The sequence below is a fragment of the Stutzerimonas sp. VN223-3 genome (assembly GCF_045999685.1).
Taxonomy (GTDB): Bacteria; Pseudomonadota; Gammaproteobacteria; order Pseudomonadales; family Pseudomonadaceae; genus Stutzerimonas; species Stutzerimonas stutzeri_AR.
The window spans coordinates 174,187-191,960 of record NZ_RBEC01000001.1; the positions used below are offsets into that span (position 1 = coordinate 174,187).

General features: G+C 61.0%; 13 protein-coding genes. 4 read left to right on the forward strand and 9 right to left on the reverse strand.

The window, feature by feature from the left end; genetic code table 11:
• Positions 1-2 precede the first annotated feature (2 nt).
• The gene (locus D7241_RS00885) at positions 3-1,571 is read left to right on the forward strand and encodes a sigma-54-dependent transcriptional regulator (protein ID WP_408099916.1); all 1,569 of its coding nucleotides are present in this window, start codon (positions 3-5) and stop codon (positions 1,569-1,571) included.
• A 55-nt stretch (positions 1,572-1,626) separates the two neighbouring features.
• On the opposite strand, the gene D7241_RS00890 is transcribed toward D7241_RS00885, so the two are convergent.
• From D7241_RS00890 to D7241_RS00915, 6 genes are all read right to left on the reverse strand, one after another.
• Positions 1,627-2,925, reverse strand: coding sequence for an Nramp family divalent metal transporter (locus tag D7241_RS00890; RefSeq protein ID WP_408099917.1), 1,299 nt, complete (start codon positions 2,923-2,925; stop codon positions 1,627-1,629).
• Positions 2,926-3,378: 453 nt separating this feature from the next.
• On the reverse strand, positions 3,379-7,503 hold the full coding sequence (locus D7241_RS00895; protein ID WP_408099918.1) for a CheR family methyltransferase: 4,125 nt from the start codon (positions 7,501-7,503) through the stop codon (positions 3,379-3,381).
• A 237-nt stretch (positions 7,504-7,740) separates the two neighbouring features.
• Positions 7,741-9,117 (reverse strand): L-serine ammonia-lyase, encoded by a 1,377-nt coding sequence (locus tag D7241_RS00900; protein ID WP_408099919.1) that lies wholly within the window; start codon positions 9,115-9,117, stop codon positions 7,741-7,743.
• A gap of 140 nt (positions 9,118-9,257) precedes the next feature.
• Positions 9,258-9,593 (reverse strand): nucleotidyltransferase family protein, encoded by a 336-nt coding sequence (locus tag D7241_RS00905; protein ID WP_408099920.1) that lies wholly within the window; start codon positions 9,591-9,593, stop codon positions 9,258-9,260.
• Positions 9,590-10,009, reverse strand: a complete 420-nt coding sequence (locus D7241_RS00910) for a nucleotidyltransferase substrate binding protein (protein ID WP_408099921.1) — start codon at positions 10,007-10,009, stop codon at positions 9,590-9,592. The genes D7241_RS00905 and D7241_RS00910 overlap by 4 nt, the downstream gene beginning before the upstream one ends.
• A gap of 131 nt (positions 10,010-10,140) precedes the next feature.
• Positions 10,141-11,085: an NAD(P)/FAD-dependent oxidoreductase gene (locus D7241_RS00915; protein WP_408099922.1), complete on the reverse strand. Its 945-nt coding sequence runs from the start codon at positions 11,083-11,085 to the stop codon at positions 10,141-10,143.
• 358 nt (positions 11,086-11,443) lie between these two features.
• Between D7241_RS00915 and D7241_RS00920 the strand changes: the two genes are divergently transcribed.
• Positions 11,444-12,442, forward strand: a complete 999-nt coding sequence (locus tag D7241_RS00920) for a TRAP transporter substrate-binding protein (protein ID WP_408099923.1) — start codon at positions 11,444-11,446, stop codon at positions 12,440-12,442.
• 19 nt (positions 12,443-12,461) lie between these two features.
• On the opposite strand, the gene D7241_RS00925 is transcribed toward D7241_RS00920, so the two are convergent.
• Positions 12,462-12,863 (reverse strand): DUF488 domain-containing protein, encoded by a 402-nt coding sequence (locus D7241_RS00925; RefSeq protein ID WP_408099924.1) that lies wholly within the window; start codon positions 12,861-12,863, stop codon positions 12,462-12,464.
• A 308-nt stretch (positions 12,864-13,171) separates the two neighbouring features.
• Here D7241_RS00925 and D7241_RS00930 point away from each other — a divergent pair, with 308 nt between their 5' ends.
• Positions 13,172-14,311 carry an HPP family protein gene (locus D7241_RS00930; RefSeq protein WP_408099925.1) on the forward strand — a complete coding sequence of 380 codons (1,140 nt, stop codon included), beginning with the start codon at positions 13,172-13,174 and terminating at the stop codon, positions 14,309-14,311.
• 28 nt (positions 14,312-14,339) lie between these two features.
• Here D7241_RS00930 and D7241_RS00935 read toward each other — a convergent pair whose 3' ends face one another.
• Together D7241_RS00935 and D7241_RS00940 are read right to left on the reverse strand one after the other, a co-directional pair.
• Positions 14,340-15,200: a LysR family transcriptional regulator gene (locus D7241_RS00935; RefSeq protein ID WP_408099926.1), complete on the reverse strand. Its 861-nt coding sequence runs from the start codon at positions 15,198-15,200 to the stop codon at positions 14,340-14,342.
• Between the two features lie 271 nt (positions 15,201-15,471).
• Positions 15,472-15,786, reverse strand: a complete 315-nt coding sequence (locus D7241_RS00940; RefSeq protein ID WP_408099927.1) for a c-type cytochrome — start codon at positions 15,784-15,786, stop codon at positions 15,472-15,474.
• Between the two features lie 347 nt (positions 15,787-16,133).
• Between D7241_RS00940 and norR the strand changes: the two genes are divergently transcribed.
• The gene (gene norR, locus D7241_RS00945) at positions 16,134-17,660 is read left to right on the forward strand and encodes a nitric oxide reductase transcriptional regulator NorR (RefSeq protein WP_408099928.1); all 1,527 of its coding nucleotides are present in this window, start codon (positions 16,134-16,136) and stop codon (positions 17,658-17,660) included.
• Positions 17,661-17,774: the final 114 nt, after the last annotated feature.

Consider the following 17,774-nt stretch of genomic DNA (forward strand, 5'->3'; position numbering starts at 1 on the left):
GCATGCGTATCAAGATCATCTGCCAGAACCGTATCGGCATTCTGCGGGACATGCTCGAACTGCTCGTCGATTACGGCATCAACGTTGCGCGCGGCGAGGTCGGCGGTGAGCATGGCAACGCCGTCTATCTGCATTGTCCCAATCTGATGAACCTGCAGCTGCAGGCACTGCGACCAAAGATAGAAGCGCTGCAAGGCGTGTTCGAGGTGCGCAAGGTCGGGCTGATGCCCAGCGAGCGGCACTCGCTGGAGCTCAATGCGCTGCTCGGCGCGCTGGAGTTTCCGGTGCTGTCCATCGACATGGCTGGCGCCATCGTGGCGGCCAACCGTGCCGCGGCGCAGCTGCTCGGGGTGCGGGTGGATGAAGTGCCGGGCATGAGCCTGTCGCGCTACGCCGAGGACTTCGACCTGCCGGAGCTGGTGCGGGCGAACAAGGCGCGCATCAACGGTTTGCGCGTGACCATCAAGGGCGACGTGTTTCTCGCCGACATCGCCCCGCTGCAATCGGAGCACGACGACAGCGAAGCGTTGGCCGGTGCGGTGTTGACCTTGCACCGCGCCGACCGGGTTGGCGAGCGCATCTACAACGTGCGCAAGCAGGAGCTGCGCGGCTTCGACAGCATCTTTCAAAGTTCGAAAGTGATGGCCGCGGTGGTCCGCGAGGCGCGACGTATGGCACCGCTGGATGCGCCACTGCTGATCGAAGGCGAGACCGGCACCGGCAAGGAGTTGCTGGCGCGGGCCTGTCATCTGTCCAGCCCGCGCGGGCAGTCGCCGTTCATGGCGCTCAATTGCGCCGGGCTGCCGGAATCCATGGCCGAAACCGAGTTGTTCGGTTACGGCCCTGGTGCGTTCGAAGGCGCGCGCCCGGAAGGCAAGCTCGGTCTGCTGGAGCTGACCTCCGGTGGCACGCTGTTCCTCGATGGCGTCGGCGAGATGAGCACGCGGCTACAGGCCAAGCTTGTGCGCTTCCTGCAGGATGGCTGCTTCCGTCGGGTGGGCAGCGACGAGGAAGTCTATCTGGATGTGCGGGTGATCTGCGCGACGCAACTGGACCTGTCCGAGCTTTGCGCCAAGGGCGAGTTTCGCCAGGATCTGTATCACCGGCTCAACGTGCTATCGCTGCATATTCCGCCGTTGCGTGAATGCCTGGATGGGCTGGAGCCGCTGGCGCTGCACTTTCTCGACCAGGCCAGCCGGCAGATTGGTTGCGCCCTGCCGAGCCTGTCGTCGCAGGCGCTGGAGCGACTGGCCGGCTACCGCTGGCCGGGCAACGTGCGACAGCTGGAGAACACCCTTTTTCAGGCGGTATCGCTGTGCGAGGGCGGGGTGATCAAGCCGGAGCACATCCGTTTGCCGGATTACGGTACGCCGCAGCCGCTCGGTGAGTTTTCGCTAGAAGGGGATTTGAACAGCATCGTTGGGCGCTTCGAGAAGGCGGTGCTGGAAGAGCTTTACCAGCGCCACCCGAGCAGCCGTTTGCTGGGTAAACGGCTGGGTGTGTCGCATACCACAGTGGCTAACAAGTTGCGTGAATACGGCATCGGTATCGCGCGCGACGGCGGAGGTTAGTCCTTCGAGGCGGCGAGCGCGGGTGCCGTCAGAGCATCCGCGCTGCGATTGCCGGTCAGGCCAGCAAATCGGTCCCGAGCTGGATGGCGACCCACACCGCGAGGATCGTCGCCAGACCCACGGCGATATTCTCGAACAGGTTATTGCGGTACTCGCCGAGCAGTTTCTTCTGGTTCGACATGATCAGCAGGCCGATCGAGATGATGGGCAGGCCGACGATGTTCAGCGCGTTCACGCCGATGGTCAGAGTCACGAAGTCGGGCATGCCCGGCAGCGACCAGATCAGCGGCGTCACCAGCACGAAGAGCATGAACCACTTGTGTAGCGGATCGTCCTGGAACTTCTTCCCGTAGCGTGCCTGGCGGGACGGTGCCGAGTAGTGCAGGGCGTCGACGATCAGCATCGGGAAGGCGGTCGTCTTGCCCACCACGCTAGCGAACAGGGTGGCAAACACGCCGATGAAGAACACATACCAGCCGGCCGGGCCGAAGAACATTTCCAGCGCTGCGCCCAGATCGTCGAGCGTTTCGACCTTCAGCCCGTTGGGCCGCAGGATTTCCGCGCCGACCACCCAGATCGCCAGGTTGATCAGGATGCCGATGAACACCGCGAACAGCAGGTCGTTGCGCTGCATGCGCTTGTGCTGCGGCCCGGTCCAGCCCTTTTCCTTCATGACGTAGGGGTGCACGAAGTTGGCGATCGAGCCGGCGACCGCGCCGATCACCGAGACGGCCACCAGCAAGGCGCCATGGACGCCCTGGTCGCTCGGGATGCTGAAGCCGAAGGTGCCGGAGATGATGCCGCCGACGTCCGGCCCGGCCATGATGGCCAGCGAAAGGAAGGCCAGCGTCATGATTGCCAACAGCACCTTCATCACGCCCTCGATCAGCGCGTAGATGCTGCGGCCTACCACCAGCCACACACCGATCACTACCGCGGCTGAGCAGAGCAGCGGTTGATCGACGTGCAGCAGCGTGGCGAGGGCTTCGCCGGCGCCCTTGATCATGTAGGCGTTCATCAGATGCCCCATGAGCAGCGCGTAGGCGAACATGAACCAGGCGAAGGCGGGGTGGAGCTGGGCGTAGCCGCCGAGGATGGTCAAGCCCTGGTTATTGCAAAGCTGGAAGCGCGCAATCATGTTGACGATTAGAAAGCGCAGCAGCAGCGAGCCGGCCAGCACCCACATCATTGCGTAGCCATAGTTAGCGCCGGCGACGGAAGAGGTGATCAAATCTCCGGCACCCAGCCAGGAAAGAACGGCGATGATGCCAGGGCCTAGCAGTTTGACTATTTTTCCCAGCCACGAGGATGACTGGGCGGGAACGACTTTATCGATGGCGTCCGAGTGGGCCATTAGCTATCTCCGAATTGTTGTTGTAGGCGGAAGCGTGAGGAGATATAAGACATCATATGACTATAGATGTTGCAACGTAATTGACGTTTTTTCTGATGCGCGGCGCTAGAGATATAACCGTACGAGATATTTTGGCGGAGTGCTCTGTTGCGTAGGTTTCATGTCATTTTGTTAGCGCGGCGAGCTGTTGTCGATCAGGCCTATCCTGCATCAGTGTCGCCCAAGCAGGCAGAAAATCAGCCAAGTCGTACGATGACTTAGTCGCGGCGGCTCTATTGCCGGCTCTATTGCCGGGCGCTCAGGACGTGCAGTGATTAATGCGTTGCTGGCGCAGAGCGCCAAAGCAGGGGTTACCACGCCGGAGTGTGAGGATTCAGGCAGGTCCGCGAGGCACAGCTCCCTCAGTGTCGGCGCGGCACCTGAATTCCAGCCGCCATTCCAGAAACACGCCCGTTACCCTACCGCCTGAATCACCGCATCGATCAGCGCCTGCAGATCGATCGGCTTGCGCAAATGCAGAGTGAAGCCGGCGCTCTTGGCCTTTTCGACATCGCTCAGGGTGCCGTAACCCGTCAGGGCGATGCCCGGTGTGTCGGCGTTGGTGGTTCCCTTGCGGATCTCGCTCATCATTTTGTGACCATCGACTTTCGGCATGCCGACATCGGAAATGATCACATCGAAACGCGTCTGTTCGGCCAGCTCGATGCCCAGCGCGCCGCCGTCGGCGGTGGTCACTTCGGCGCCTTCGCTTTCCAGCAATTCGCGCATGGTTTCGAGAATATCCACCGAGTCATCCACCAGCAGGATGCGGATGCCGACGAGGCCGCCCAACGCAACGTCGCTGGCACTTCGACCGAGTTCCAGTTCGGCCTGCAGATGTATCGGTAGCCAAAGGCTGAAACGGGCACCGCGACCTACGCCTTCCGAGAAGGCCTCGATACGGCCGTTATGTGCGTCTACCAGCTGCTTCACCAGCGCCAGGCCGATGCCCAGGCCGTGCTTGGAGCGCTCCGCATGCTGCATCTCGGCCTGGCCGAACATGTCGAAGACCTTGGGCAGGAAGTCTTCGGATATTCCCTGGCCGGTGTCGATTACATCCAGACGCGCCTGATTGCCTTCGCGTGCGAGTTGCAAGCAAATGCGATCACCGCCCTGGGTGAACTTCCAGGCATTGTTCAATAGATTCCAGATGATCTGCTCGAGGCGCGTCGGGTCGGCATGGACATACAGCGCCTCCTCGATCTTGGTGCTTTCGAACGTTACGCTCTCGCCCTGTGCAAGCGGCAGGAATACCGATTCGATACCAGTGAGCAAGTCCTGATAATGCAGTGTGGTGAAGTTCAGCTTGAGCTTGCCCGTGCGAATGCGCGAGACGTCCATCAGGTCATCAATGATCTGCGACTGGCTGCGCACCGCGTTCTGAATCGACCGTGCGGCCTTGGTCAGGCTGGCCGTGTTCTTGACAAACTGCGTGCGGGCGATGAGATCGGTGTTGAGCTGGATCAGGTTGAGCGGATGCTTCAGTTCGTGGGAAAGCACCGCGAAGAATTGGTCCTTCTGCAAGCTCGCCGCCTGAATACTTTCCAGTTCGCTTGCGTGCTGGCTGTTGATCCGCTGCTGCTCGGTGAGGTCGCGAGCGATCTTGGCGAAGCCCATCACATCGCCGGCGTTGTCCACCAGCGGATTGACCAGGCCGCTGCAGAAGAACTGCGAGCCGTCCTTGCGCAGATGCCAGCGCTCATCGGTGGCCTGGCCTCGTTCCAGCGCGCGCTTGCGCTCGCTCTCGGGCACACCTACGGCACGGTCTGCTTCGGTGTAAATGAGGTCGATGCAGTGGCCGATCACTTCCTGTTCCGAGTAACCGAAGATGGACTCCGCGCCACGGTTCCAGGCGGTAATCTTGCCCTGCAGGTCCGTAGTGATGATGGCGTAGCCGCGCATGCTCTGCGCCAGCAGCTTCATATGAGCTTCACCGGCCCGTACACGCTCTTCGGCGTTGCGCCGGTCGGTGATGTCGATGAAGGTCAGTACCGCACCCTGAATGCGGTCATCGGTGGTGCGGTAAGGCAGGAAGCGCGCCAGATACCACTTGCTGTCCTGACTGGTGACTTCGCGTTCGACCAATGACAGCTCGCCGAACGCCTCGGACGCGTCGCGGTACAGCGTCGGATAATCGAGACGGTGGGTGATGTCGAGCAGCGAACGTCCGGCGTCGCTGTCGATTACGTTGAAGATGTCCTGCGCGCGCGGCGTGAACCACTTGATGCGCATGTGACGGTCGACGAAAAGCGTGGCGATATTGGTGGATGAGATCAGGTTCTGCAGGTCGTCATTGACCTTGCCGGCTTCGTCGACCTTGCTCTTGAGTTCGGCGTTGACGGTGATCAGCTCTTCGTTGATCGACTGCAGCTCTTCCTTGCTGGTTTCCACATCTTCGCTCGCCGAACGCAGCTCTTCGTTGATGGCTTGCAGTTCCTCATTGGAGGCGCGCAATTGCTCGTTGGAAGTCTCAGAGTGCTCCATGGTCAGCTGCAGCTGTTCCTTGGTCTGCTGCAGCTCGGATTCGAGCTGCGTCAGCTCGCTGTTCCCGCCAGGCGTGGCGGGGCGTTTGTCATTTCTATCTTCGATTTCATCGAAAAGCACCAGCATGTAGTCACTGCCCGCTTCGTCGTCACGGAACGGGCGCACCGCCATGTTGACGTAAAAGCGGCGACCCTCGCGCTCCAGGCTGACCCGCCGGGCCTCGATGTTTTTACCGGTATGGGTGGCCTGATACAGGGCGGTACGCAGTGCCAGCCGCAGCTGGGGATGTACCAGGGTGGTCAGGTTGAGCGAGGGTTCACCACTGACATAGCGCAGGAATTGCCCGGCGCGGTCGGACATGTGGACGATTTCCGACTCGTGATTGACGATCACGCTGGGCGGCGCGTACTGCTCCAGTGCGCGCTGATGAGCGTAGGTGAGGGAGAGCCTGCTGCGGCGGGTAAGTGGCGTTCCGGAGGTGCGAGCGGGCGGGTCGGCGGAAAAATTCTGCAACGAGGGCATCGGCGTACGCCTCTGATTACCGAGCTCGCGGGCGCGGTAGATGCGATTTTTCTTGTCCACCGGGGCGAACAGATGCGAACAAATGTCCGCCGTCTCGGAGTTGCCGAGAAACAGATAACCGCCGGGGTTGAGTGCGAAGTGAAACATGCGCAGCACCTCGCTCTGGATGTCCCGATCGAGGTAGATCAGCAGGTTACGGCAAGAGATCAGGTCGACCCGCGAGAAGGGTGGGTCGCGTAGAAGGTTGTGTCGAGCGAACAGAATCCGCTCGCGCAGTTCCTTGCGCACACGGTAACGGTTCTGTTCCTTGGTGAAATACTGATGCAGTCGGGACGGTGGCACATCGGTGGCGATCGCTTCGGGATAAACGCTGGCGCGGCCGATCTCCAGCGCCTGGTCGTCGATGTCGGTGGCGAACACCTGTGCCTCGGTGGGCAGGTCGTTGCGCTCGGCGTACTCGGTGAACAGCATGCCCAGGGAGTAGGCTTCCTCCCCGGTGGAACAGGCGGCGGACCAGATACGCAGGGCATCGCCCTGGCCGAGCGAGGCTTTCTGGTCGAACAGCTGCGGGATGATGTCGCGCTCCAGCGCTTCGAAAGCCTCATGATCACGGAAGAAGTTGGTTACCCCGATCAGCATGTCGGCCAGCAGCGACGGGGTTTCCGCTGGTTGCTCATTCAGCAGCTGGGCATAGCCGGCCATGTCATGTACGGTATTGACCTGCATGCGCCGCTCGATCCGCCGCAGCACGGTGGCCTGTTTGTAGTGTCGAAAGTCGTGCCCGGTGCGGCTGCGCAGCAGATCGAGAATGTCGCGCAGGGCCGATTGGTTGGCATTGGTCGGTGAACGCCGCGATGCCTTACCGTTTTGTTCAGCTTCAGCGGGCGTATCGACAGGCATTTCCATCGTCTGCATGTTACGGCTCAGCTCCATTAGCCGCTGGGGCATCTCCAGTACTGGCAAGACAATATCGACCATGCCGGTTTCGATCGCACTGCGTGGCATGGAATCGTATTCGGCATCTTCCGGTAATTGCGCCATGGTCACGCCGCCCTGTTCTTTGATCCGTGACAGACCGACCGAACCGTCCGAACCAGCGCCAGACAGGACGATGCCGATGGCGTGGGTGTGATGGACCTCGGCCAGGGCGCGAAAGAACAGGTCGATGGCCACCTGCGCGCCGCGTTCACGGGTGGGCTTGACCAGTCGCAGATAGCCGTCATTCATCGACAGATCGAAGGCCGGCGGGATCACGTAGATCCGGTTGCGCTCGATGGGTACTGGTTGCTTCACCTGCATGACCGGCATGCGGGTCTTGTTCTGCAAGATGCTGTCGGCGTTGCTCTCGTGCGTGGGCGAGAGATGCATGATGACGACGAAAGCCATGCCGCAGTCGCTGGGCATGTGCTCGAAGAAGGTCATGATTGCCTTCAGGCCGCCGGCCGAGGCGCCAATACCGACGACGGGGAAATCAAGCGTGCTACGAGCCACGTTCAGATTCTTCGGGGTCGATGGCTCTGTGGGGTTATTCATCGGTTCCTCGGCTTGACGATCCATTGACGGCAGGGCGCCTGTGATAAAGACAGTGGCGTGGCGAGATGAGTCCCTGTTCCGCCCACGAACCGCTGGCGAAGAATGATACCAAACCGGTGAAAAATACTTGTGTTGATGCTGTCGGACCGGCGGATTACGCCTTCGACTAAACCAGCCTACGAAGCCGGCTGCCGGCGAGACGTCATAGCGGCTGGGCCGCTGTAGGTGTGGAGCGATTCAGCACTCGATGATGTTCACCGCGAGGCCGCCACGGGCGGTTTCCTTGTACTTGCTCTTCATGTCCGCACCGGTTTGGCGCATGGTGCGGATGACCTTGTCCAGCGAGATGAAATGGCTGCCGTCGCCGCGCAGAGCCATGCGCGCGGCATTGATGGCCTTAACCGAGCCCATGGCGTTGCGCTCGATGCACGGCACCTGAACCAGCCCGCCGACCGGGTCGCAGGTCAGCCCGAGGTTGTGCTCCATGCCGATCTCAGCGGCGTTCTCGACCTGTTGTGGCGTGCCGCCGAGCACCTCGCACAAGGCACCGGCACCCATCGAGCAGGCGACCCCGACTTCGCCCTGACAGCCAACCTCGGCACCTGAAATGGAAGCGTTTTCCTTGTAGAGAATGCCGATGGCTGCGGCGGTGAGCAGAAAACGCACCACGCCGTCCTCGTTGGCGCCGCGAATGAAGCGCACGTAGTAGTGCAGCAGAGCCGGGATGATGCCCGCCGCACCGTTGGTTGGCGCGGTTACAACCCGGCCGCCGGCGGCGTTCTCCTCGTTGACCGCCAGCGCATACAGATCGACCCAGTCCAGCACGTTGAGCGAATCGCGCAGATTGGCTTCCGGGTGCTCGCTGAGCTGGCGGTACAGGCCAGCGGCGCGGCGCCGCACCTTGAGCCCGCCGGGCATCACGCCTTCGGTGCGGCAGCCGGCGGTGACGCAATCCTGCATGACCTTCCAGATCTTCAGCAGACCGGCGCGGGTTTCGGCTTCCGAGCGCCAGGCGGCCTCGTTAGCTAGCATCAGCTCGCTGATGGACAGCCTGTGCTCGCTGCACAGCGCCAGCAGCTCGGCGGCGCTGCGGAAGGGATAAGGCAGTGGCGTGCGGTCTTCAACAATGCGGTCGCTGCCGGCCGCCTGTTCGTCGACGACGAAACCGCCGCCTACCGAATAGTACTCGCGGCTGCGCAGCTGCAATCCGGCACCGTCGAAGGCACGGAAGATCATGCCGTTGGGATGGAAGGCCAGCGGTTTGCGGATGAATTGCAGGTCATTGCTGACATCGAACCGAATGGTCTTCTCGCCTAGCAGGCGCAGTTCGTGGGATTCGCGCATCGCCGCCATGCGCTGGGGAATGCTGACGGTATCGACCTCCTCGGGCAGCTCACCCTCGAGCCCGAGCAGCACCGCCTTGTCGCTGCCGTGGCCCTTGCCGGTGGCGCCAAGCGAGCCGTAAAGCTCGACCTTCAAACGCTCGGTGCTTGCCAGCAGATCGTCACATCTGAGCCCATCGGCAAAGCGCAGCGCTGCGCGCATCGGCCCTACGGTATGCGAGCTGGACGGGCCGATACCGATCTTGAACAGGTCGAAAACGCTGAGTGACATGAAGTGCTCCGAAGCGGGCGGGCTCTGTATCTATCCTAGACCGCCAAGTGCTTCTGAACGTTGTTAACGGATGCCCGGCGCACTGCGTTTTGGCGCAAGGCGGGCCAGGCATAACGATTAACTGAATATTGGGCGCGGTCTCAGCCGGACGATGTTTCGTCGTGGCGCGTATAAAAAGGCACGCCTACGCGGCGGATATGATCGAGCAGGGCGGGGTTGTCTATGTGGCGCTTGAGCGAGAGGTCGACCATCCAGGGCAGAAGTAACTCATCTATCTGGTTTTCCAGTGCCAATAGCTGCGAAAGCGACAACGCATCCGCCTCGATCGTCAGATCAATGTCAGACCCGGCCTGGAAATTACCTTTCGCGCGCGAGCCGTATAACACTACACGCTGAATCTGCGGCCAGCCCTGGAACACATCGTTCAGCTTATCGATGGCGCGCGCTGGCAAGCCAAACCGAGGTTCGTGATTCATGCTTGCTCAGCCAGCCGCTGCATATGCGCTTGTAGTTGCTGAAAAAGGCGGTGATACAGCGTGGTAATGTTTCCTGCGATCTCGTTGGCAATGGACTCGTTGTAGGTATGTGCTGTCTGGTTGCGGCTCTTGATCATTTCCATCCAGCCTTCACCATCGACGATCAGGCCCTGCTTGAACGCAGTGCGGATTGCATCACGCGACCCGGTGATGGCGGGATTGCCTTGATAAAGGAAATAGTCCTTCATCAGGTTCCAGGCCAGTTCGAACACAAACTCGAACGCTTGGATCATGCCTTGCTTTTCCAGTTCGCTGAGCGGGCGCGTTTGAGCCAGTTGTACGGCATTCGTCAGCTGAGCGAGCGCGCGGTTGTAGTTGGCCAGGCGCTGTTGCCAGCGTATGTCTTGGTCTGTCATGGACGATCTCGGGCAGCGTGTAAATGTGGCCATCATAGCGCTCGCCTCGTCGGCAGTCAGGAGGCGGCGCTCTGCATTGATTTGCCTGTTCCGCTGACGGCTTGGCTGCGCTGCAAACCGGACGAAATTGATCAGCGCGTGGCTGCCGAGCCACCCCAGGGTTTGGATTCCAGGCTGTTATGCACGGCGGTTGCCGCCTGGGCAGCCTGACCAATGGCGACGCTCATCTGTTTCAGGCCCATGGTCACGTCGCCGATGGCATAAAGCCCGCGTACAGAAGTCTGCAGATGTTCATCAACCAACACGCCGCCGCATTCGTCGCACCCTACGCCGAGCTGCTGAGCAAGTTCGGAGCGAAAACGTGCGCCGAGGCTGGGGTAAATGATGTCGAAATGATGGGTGTCACCGCTGCACGTGATCAGTTCGATACCGGTTTCGCACGGGCGCAGGGCTTCGACGCGGTCGCTGATCAGGCGGATGTCGTAGTGTTCGGCCAGAGCGATGGCCTGATCACAGGCGTCCTGCTCGCCGTGCACCACGACGGTGACTTGATCGCTGAATGTACGCAAGAACACCGCGTGACTGATGGCGCATTCCGCTTCGCCATACACGGCAACGTTGTCACCTTTGACCTCGTAACCATCGCAGATGGCGCACAGTCTGACCTTGCCTTCTGCGATGGCCTGCTCGACGTCAGGCATATCCGGCAGCGTGTCCTCGATTCCGGTGGCCAAGATGATGCGCCGGGCAACGCAGCGCCGATTGCCGTAACGCACGCTGAACCCTTCTGCATGTGGCTCGATATGCTCGACCCGACCGTGTTCGAGCAGGGCGCCGTAACTGCTGGCCTGTTCTCGCAGGCGCACTAGCAAATCGTTGCCGTTGATACCTGGCGGAAAGCCCGGGTAGTTGTGTGATCGCGGGATCCATGACGCCCGGCTGGAGCCTGCGTCCACTACCAGGCAACTGCGACGAAAGCGGGCCAGGTACAGGGCGGCGGTCAGCCCACCGGGACCGCCGCCTACGATCAGGCAGTCGATCAGAGTGAGTTGCTGGTGCGATGGGCGTTGGTGCATGGCGTTAGCTATCGACTTGTGGTTGCCTGTAGAAACGGCCGTGCGCGGGAAAGTTCGGTCATTCCGATAAATGCAATATGCCGTTTTGAGAGCTGGTTGGACTTTCCCGCGCTTGTGCCACGTCCGGCGATGACGAAAACTTTCCAGTTCGGATCGCGACGGCTTCAACGTAGGGGTTTCACGATCTGCATTCCAATAAAGGCCAGCCGCCGACGCTTCATCGTCGTGAATGATCTGGCCAACCAAACTCGAATGGATCTGTCGCGCAGCAGCGTGTGTCGGGTCGTATCGCAATCGATAAATCACTCGAGCGGTGCTCACAAGGCGCCGAAGTCGAGCTTTTCCCGTTGGGGGTCAGATGTTCAAGTTTTGTGTCGCTGCGTTGGTCGCAGCCCTGTATTGGTTGAGTGCCCCGGTGATGGCAGCCGAAGGGGGCCCCGTCGTCATCAAGTTCGCTCACGTGGTGGCGGATGACACGCCCAAGGGTAAGGGCGCGCTGATGTTCCAGAAGCTGGTGCACGAGCGCCTGGCCGGCAAGGTGAAGGTGGAGGTCTATCCGAACTCGACGCTGGTTGGCGACGCCGACGAAATGCAGGCCCTGCTGAATAACGAAGTGCAGATGCTTGCGCCCTCCCTCTCGAAGTTCAGTAAGTACACGAAAAAACTACAGGTCTTCGATCTGCCGTTCCTGTTCGACGACCAGGCGGCCGTTCAACGCTTCCAGAAGCGCGAGATGAGCCGCGAATTGCTGCGTTCCATGGCCGATTCCGGCATTTATGGCCTGGCTTACTGGAATAACGGTCTGAAGCAGCTTTCCGCTACGCGTGCGCTGCGCGTTCCGGAAGATGCCGCCGGATTGGCGTTTCGCGTGCAGCCTTCCGCCGTGCTGGAAGCGCAGTTCCAGGCGGTCGGTGCCAAACCGGTGGTCCTGCCTTTCGCCGACGTGTTCAAATCCCTGAAGGGCGGCGTGGTTCAGGGCGCAGAAAACCCCTGGTCGAACATTGCCAGCCAGAACATGCACACAGTCCAGCCGTTCATCACGGAGAGTAATCACGGTGTGCTCAATTACATGCTGGTGACCAGTTCGAAGTTCTGGATGACGATGCCGTTCGCGGTGCGCTCGGAGCTCGAGGGCATCATTCTGGAAGTCACCCAGGCGGTGAACCGTGAAGCCGCAGCGCTCAATCAGCGCGACCGTGACCGCATTCTCGCCAGCGGCAGCAGCAAGCTGATCACTCTGACGCCGGAGCAGCGTCAGGCCTGGCGCGAGAAAATGATGCCGGTATGGAAAGCCTATGAAGCGGACATCGGCGCCGACGTGATCCGTGCCGCGCTGACCGTCAATCGCAAGCACTGATAGCGGTCCGCTAAGCCACTTACGACAACCGCTCGCCGGCATAGCAGGTCGGCGAGCTCTGCGCGCCTCGGCGCTCCAGTTCTTCTTCCAGCCATTCGGCCAGTACCCGCGCGTTGTTCGCGTGCTCGTCACGCGCGGCGTAGATCAATGTCAGCGGACCGCGCTCGGCAATTTCCAACAGCGGCCACCAGTGCTCCGGATGCGCGGTCAGTTCCTTGCGATAGGCCTGGCTGAATGCGTTGAAATCCAGTTCGCCCGACTTGAACGACCGACGCAGCGCGGTGGAGGGCGCGAGGTCGGCCATCCAGTCATCGAGCGGTAGCTGAACTTTGCGGCAATTGCGTGGCCATAGCCGATCGACCAGAACCCGGTATCCATCGCTGGCCTGCGTCTGCTCATAGGCGCGCTTACAGAGAATCATCGGTTGCTGGCTCCTTCGCTCGATCAGCCAAGCATAGGAAAGCCTGACTGCATTGCGAGCCCCAATGGCCAGTGAGCCTGTGCCCGTGAAACGCTCCTCGGTTGCTTTTGGAAGCAAAATTATTGTCGCTGAAGATCAATACTATTCATTGGTCATGATCCGGTGGCGCACCGACAATGTGCGCGCAATTTGGTCGGTGCAACTATTCGGTGCGCCGATCCACTCCTGAATGTTGCGGTACGTCGTCCGAACGGGCAGTTTGCTGGCATCGCAACCTATCGAAACATTCCCAAGCAAAAGCAGGAACCATGCAAGAACGCCTCTTCGACTGGTGTCGATCATTTGTGCCTGCGCCGTTGTCGGCGCGGCCCGCTGAATGGCTGCGTGCCGCGATTGGCGTCGGGCTGGCGATGCTGCTGGTGATGCCCGCCAGCGCCTGGATCTTCGGCACCTCGATCACGCTGCCTTTGGCCGCACCGGCGGCTGCGTCGGCCGTGCTGCTGTTCTGCGCCTCATCCAGCCCTTTTGCGCAGCCATGGTCGGTAATCGCCGGCAATCTGTTCGCGACCTTGATCGGCGTGGCGCTTGGTGCCAGCGCAGTCCCTGTGGCTACGGCCGCTGGCATGGCGGGCGCGCTGGCCATCGTCTGCCTGTTCGGCCTGCGTTGCTTGCATCCGCCGGGCGCCGCGCTGGCATTGGTCGCAGTGGTGGGTAGCCCCGAGCTCCATGCGTACGGCTTCGAATTGCTGTATCCGGTGGCGTTCAATTCGCTGTTGCTGGTCGCGGTTGCGCTGGTCTACAACAACCTGACCGGACACGCTTATCCGAAGCCGCGCCCTCAGAAAGGCAATACTCATCACACACACGATGCGCTACCCAGCGAGCGCATGAGCTTCAGCGAAGACGATGTCGAGCGGGCTCTGGCGGATTTCGGCGAGTACGTGGACATCACCCGTGACGACCTTGCGCAGCTGATCAAACAGACCGAAAAACATGCGCTACGGCGGAGCATGGGCGAAATCACCGCCGCCGACATCATGTCTCGCGACCTTTACTGGAGCACACCGGACTGCACCATCCAGCGAGCCTGGCAGAGTCTGCGCGAGCACCGGCTGCACTCATTGCCGGTACTGGAACCCGATAGCCACAAGCTGGTGGGTATAGTGACCCTGGTTGATCTGCTCAAGCACTTCCGCCCGGCGTCGGCGCGAATCAAGTTCGGGCAGCTGAAATTTCTTCGTGGCGTACATCTGCGCGCGATCATGAGTGCTCCGGTGATCTCAGTGACTGAAGATACCCACATGGTCGAGCTGGTATTCATGTTGTCCGACCGCGGTCTGCACTGCCTGCCGGTAGTCGACGATCAACAGCGTCTGGTAGGCATGATTACCCAGACGGACCTGATCGCTGCGCTCTATCAGAACTGGTTAAAGCATCTGCCGGATTGATCCACGCATCGTTACATCGGCGCTTCGCTTAAAACTCGTAGTTCCAGCGCGACCAGTCGTAGTCATCCACGGCTACTTCGCGCAATAGCTCGATCGCTTTGAACAGCGCCGGAGACTGCGCCGCGCGCGAATAAACGAGGTAGACCGGATAGCTGAATTCCGGCGCCTGCTCGACGCGCTTGAGAATGCCTTCGTCCAAATAACGCTGAACCACCCGCGTGCGGAAATAACCGCGGCCACCACACTGCACCAGATATTGCAGCGCTAGCGGACCGAGGCTGAAGGACAAGGCGGCGCGGATGTTGATGGGCAGTGCGAGGTCGTGCTGGGTGCGAAACGCCGGGCCCCAGTCCACGTAGAGGTAGGGCTCGGGGTTGATGGCGTGCTCGACTTGTATCAGCTTCTCTTCAAGCAACTGTTCAACCTGCAGCCCCGGCCAATACTCGGGTTGGTGCACCAGCGCTGCATCCAGCGCGCCGAGGTCGAGCTTTTTCTGTAATTCGTTGTCGGTGGCCACTTCGTTGCGCAGCGCGTGGTCGGGCATCACCTGGCGCAAGCGCTGCACCCAGGCGAGCATCAACGGATTGCATAGGCTCACTTCAGCGCCGAGCGTCAGCAGGTTGTCGTAACCGCGCGGCAAGGGCAGATCTCGCCGCGCGGTTTCCCAAGTCTGCACCAGCTGGGTGGCATAGGCGACGAAGCGCTCGCCATCGCTGGTCAGCCGTGCGCCTGCGCGGTTACGCACGAACAGACGGCAGCCGAGCTGCGTTTCCAGGCTGCGCACCCGCGCGGTGACTGCCGTCTGGGTGATATGCAGCCGCTCGGCGGTGGCGATGAAGCTGCCGCTGCGGATGATCTCGAGAAAGGTACGGGCGAGATCGATGTCCATGTGCGGGGCCTTGGGTCGTCAGTGGGCTGACGATTGTAGCGAACCGAGGCCGGGATTCGCGCCGCTTGTGGTACTGCGTGAGCGTGAGTGCGGGACCGAGGCATGCACAGGCCGTGGCAGAAGCTCGGTCCTGTACCGGTAGATGCTGGGAGATGCCTGGCGTTCGGCAGTCGGGACGATCGCCAGGGCAGCGGGAACGAGGAAAGAGAGCGCCAGGCGAGCTCCCAAACGCAAGACTGCATTCGGGGAAAGGGCATGGCGTCGCTTGCTGTTACTTGAGGCTCAGCACCCATTCGGCGAGTGCTTTGGCTTCTTCTTCGGTTACCGGGTTTGGCGGCATCGGGATCGGACCCCAGTTGCCTTGAGTACCGTTCTTGATGTGATCGGCGAGCATATCGGCAGCGCCTTCCTGGCCGGCATACTTGGCGGCAACCTCCTTCAGCGCCGGCCCGACCAGCTTGGCGTCGATGCTGTGGCAGGCAGTGCAAGGCTTGCTCTTGAACAGCGCTTCGCCGTCCTGCGCCATGGCTGGCTGGAGAACCATTGCGCCGCCAAGGGCAAGCAGTGGAATTAAGATTTTCTTCATGAATCTTTCCTCAAAAGCTAACAGGGTTGAATCTTGATGCCGGCCCCCGGACCCGGAATAAGCGTACCGGGTGTGGTGCACGTTAGATTTACCGGTTGGGCTAAGCAAATCTTTTGTCGCCAATCATTTGGTTCGACAGCAGATACTTCTGCATTCGACGGCTTAGAGGCGCTTGCCAAACAGCACAGCGCTGCATCGACGATGGGCTTCGCTCTTTCTATGGCTATCCGAAGCGCTGAAATGTTCCGCTTGTCGCTTTGAATTGGCATCCCTGCGCTATCCGAAAGGCTGGTGAAAAGTACCGAGGCGGTTTAGGGTTCAAAAAACCTTGAAGGGTAATTGGAACCATGATCGAAGAGGCGCTTCTGGGCGACTTGACCGCCGAACTGCCCAACGCGGTTCGTCTGCAGCGACTGGTGCATACGCTGCATCAACGTTTTCGCTGTGGTGCGGTTGTGCTGTTGCGCCTTGATGAGGGCACGCTACGCCCGCTGGCGGCGGTGGGGCTGGTTCAGGAGGCGCTCGGTCGGCGCTTCATGGTCGCCCAGCATCCGCGGCTGGCAGCGATTCTTTCGCAGCGCGAGCCGACATGGTTCGAACCCGACAGCCGCTTGCCCGACCCCTATGATGGCCTGCTCGACGAACACGCCGGTGAGCCTTTGCCGGTGCACGACTGCATGGGGGTCAGCCTGTACCTCGAAGGAAAACTGTGGGGCGCGCTGACCCTCGATGCGCTGCATGCCGGCACCTTCGACGACAAGGCCCGGCACGACCTGCAGCGTTACACCTTGTTGATCGAAGCGGCGATCCGCATCACTCGCCTGGAGCATGAGAACCGCGGCCTGCGTCTGGTCCGTAGCGACGTGCTGGAGAGCACTCAGGTGCCCGGCGATGGTGAAATCCTTGGCCAGAGCCAGGTGATCGCCGATCTGCTGCGCGAGCTCGAAGTGGTGGCCGATTCCGAGCTGCCGGTGCTGCTGCTGGGCGAAACCGGGGTAGGCAAGGAATTGTTCGCGCGTTGGCTGCATCGTCATTCGCGGCGGCGCAACAAGCCGCTGGTGCTGGTCAATTGCGCCGCGTTACCGGAGTCGCTGGCCGAAAGCGAGCTGTTCGGTCACGTCAAGGGCGCCTTTTCCGGGGCCACTACCGACCGCCCAGGGCGTTTCGATGCGGCCAACGGCGGCACCCTCGTGCTCGATGAGGTGGGTGAGTTGCCGCTGGTCGTCCAGGCGAAGCTGTTGCGTACCTTGCAGAACGGCGAGATTCAACGGCTGGGAGCCGACAAGCCGCGCCAGGTCGATGTACGGATTATCGCCGCGACCAACCGCAACCTACGGAACAGTGTGCGTGACGGGGATTTCCGCGCCGATCTCTATCATCGATTGTCAGTCTATCCGGCCCCGATTCCGCCGCTTCGCGAGCGCGGCAATGATGTCCTGATCCTCGCTGGCTATTTCCTCGAGCTGAACCGTGCGCGTCTGGGGCTGCGCAGCATGCGGCTGTCGCCAGCTGCCGAAAGGGCGCTGCTGGCTTATTCCTGGCCAGGCAATGTACGCGAGCTGGAGCACGTGATCAGTCGTGCGGCGCTACGTCTGCTCAGCCGTGGGGCGTCGCGTAGCGAAATTCTCACGCTGGAGCCGAATCTGCTCGATCTGGATAGCTCGCATTCGACCTCGCTGACGCCGATTGCCGAGGTGCAGCCAGCGGCGCAGACTGACATCGTCTCGCTGCGCGAAGCCGTCGATGCCAGTCAGCGCCAAGCGATTATTCGTGCGCTGGAGGCCAGCGGCGAGAACTGGGCGCAAGCGGCGCGGATGCTCGATGTCGACCCCAGTAATCTGCACAAGCTGGCGCGGCGGCTAAAGCTGAAGTGATCGATTGGCGATGGGTTAATGCAAACCATCGCTGCTTCGGCCCGCCAAACAGCGCGAGTCGTCCGGGTGTGATGGTGGTCTAAGCTCAAATCATCACTATTCGAGGAGATCCTC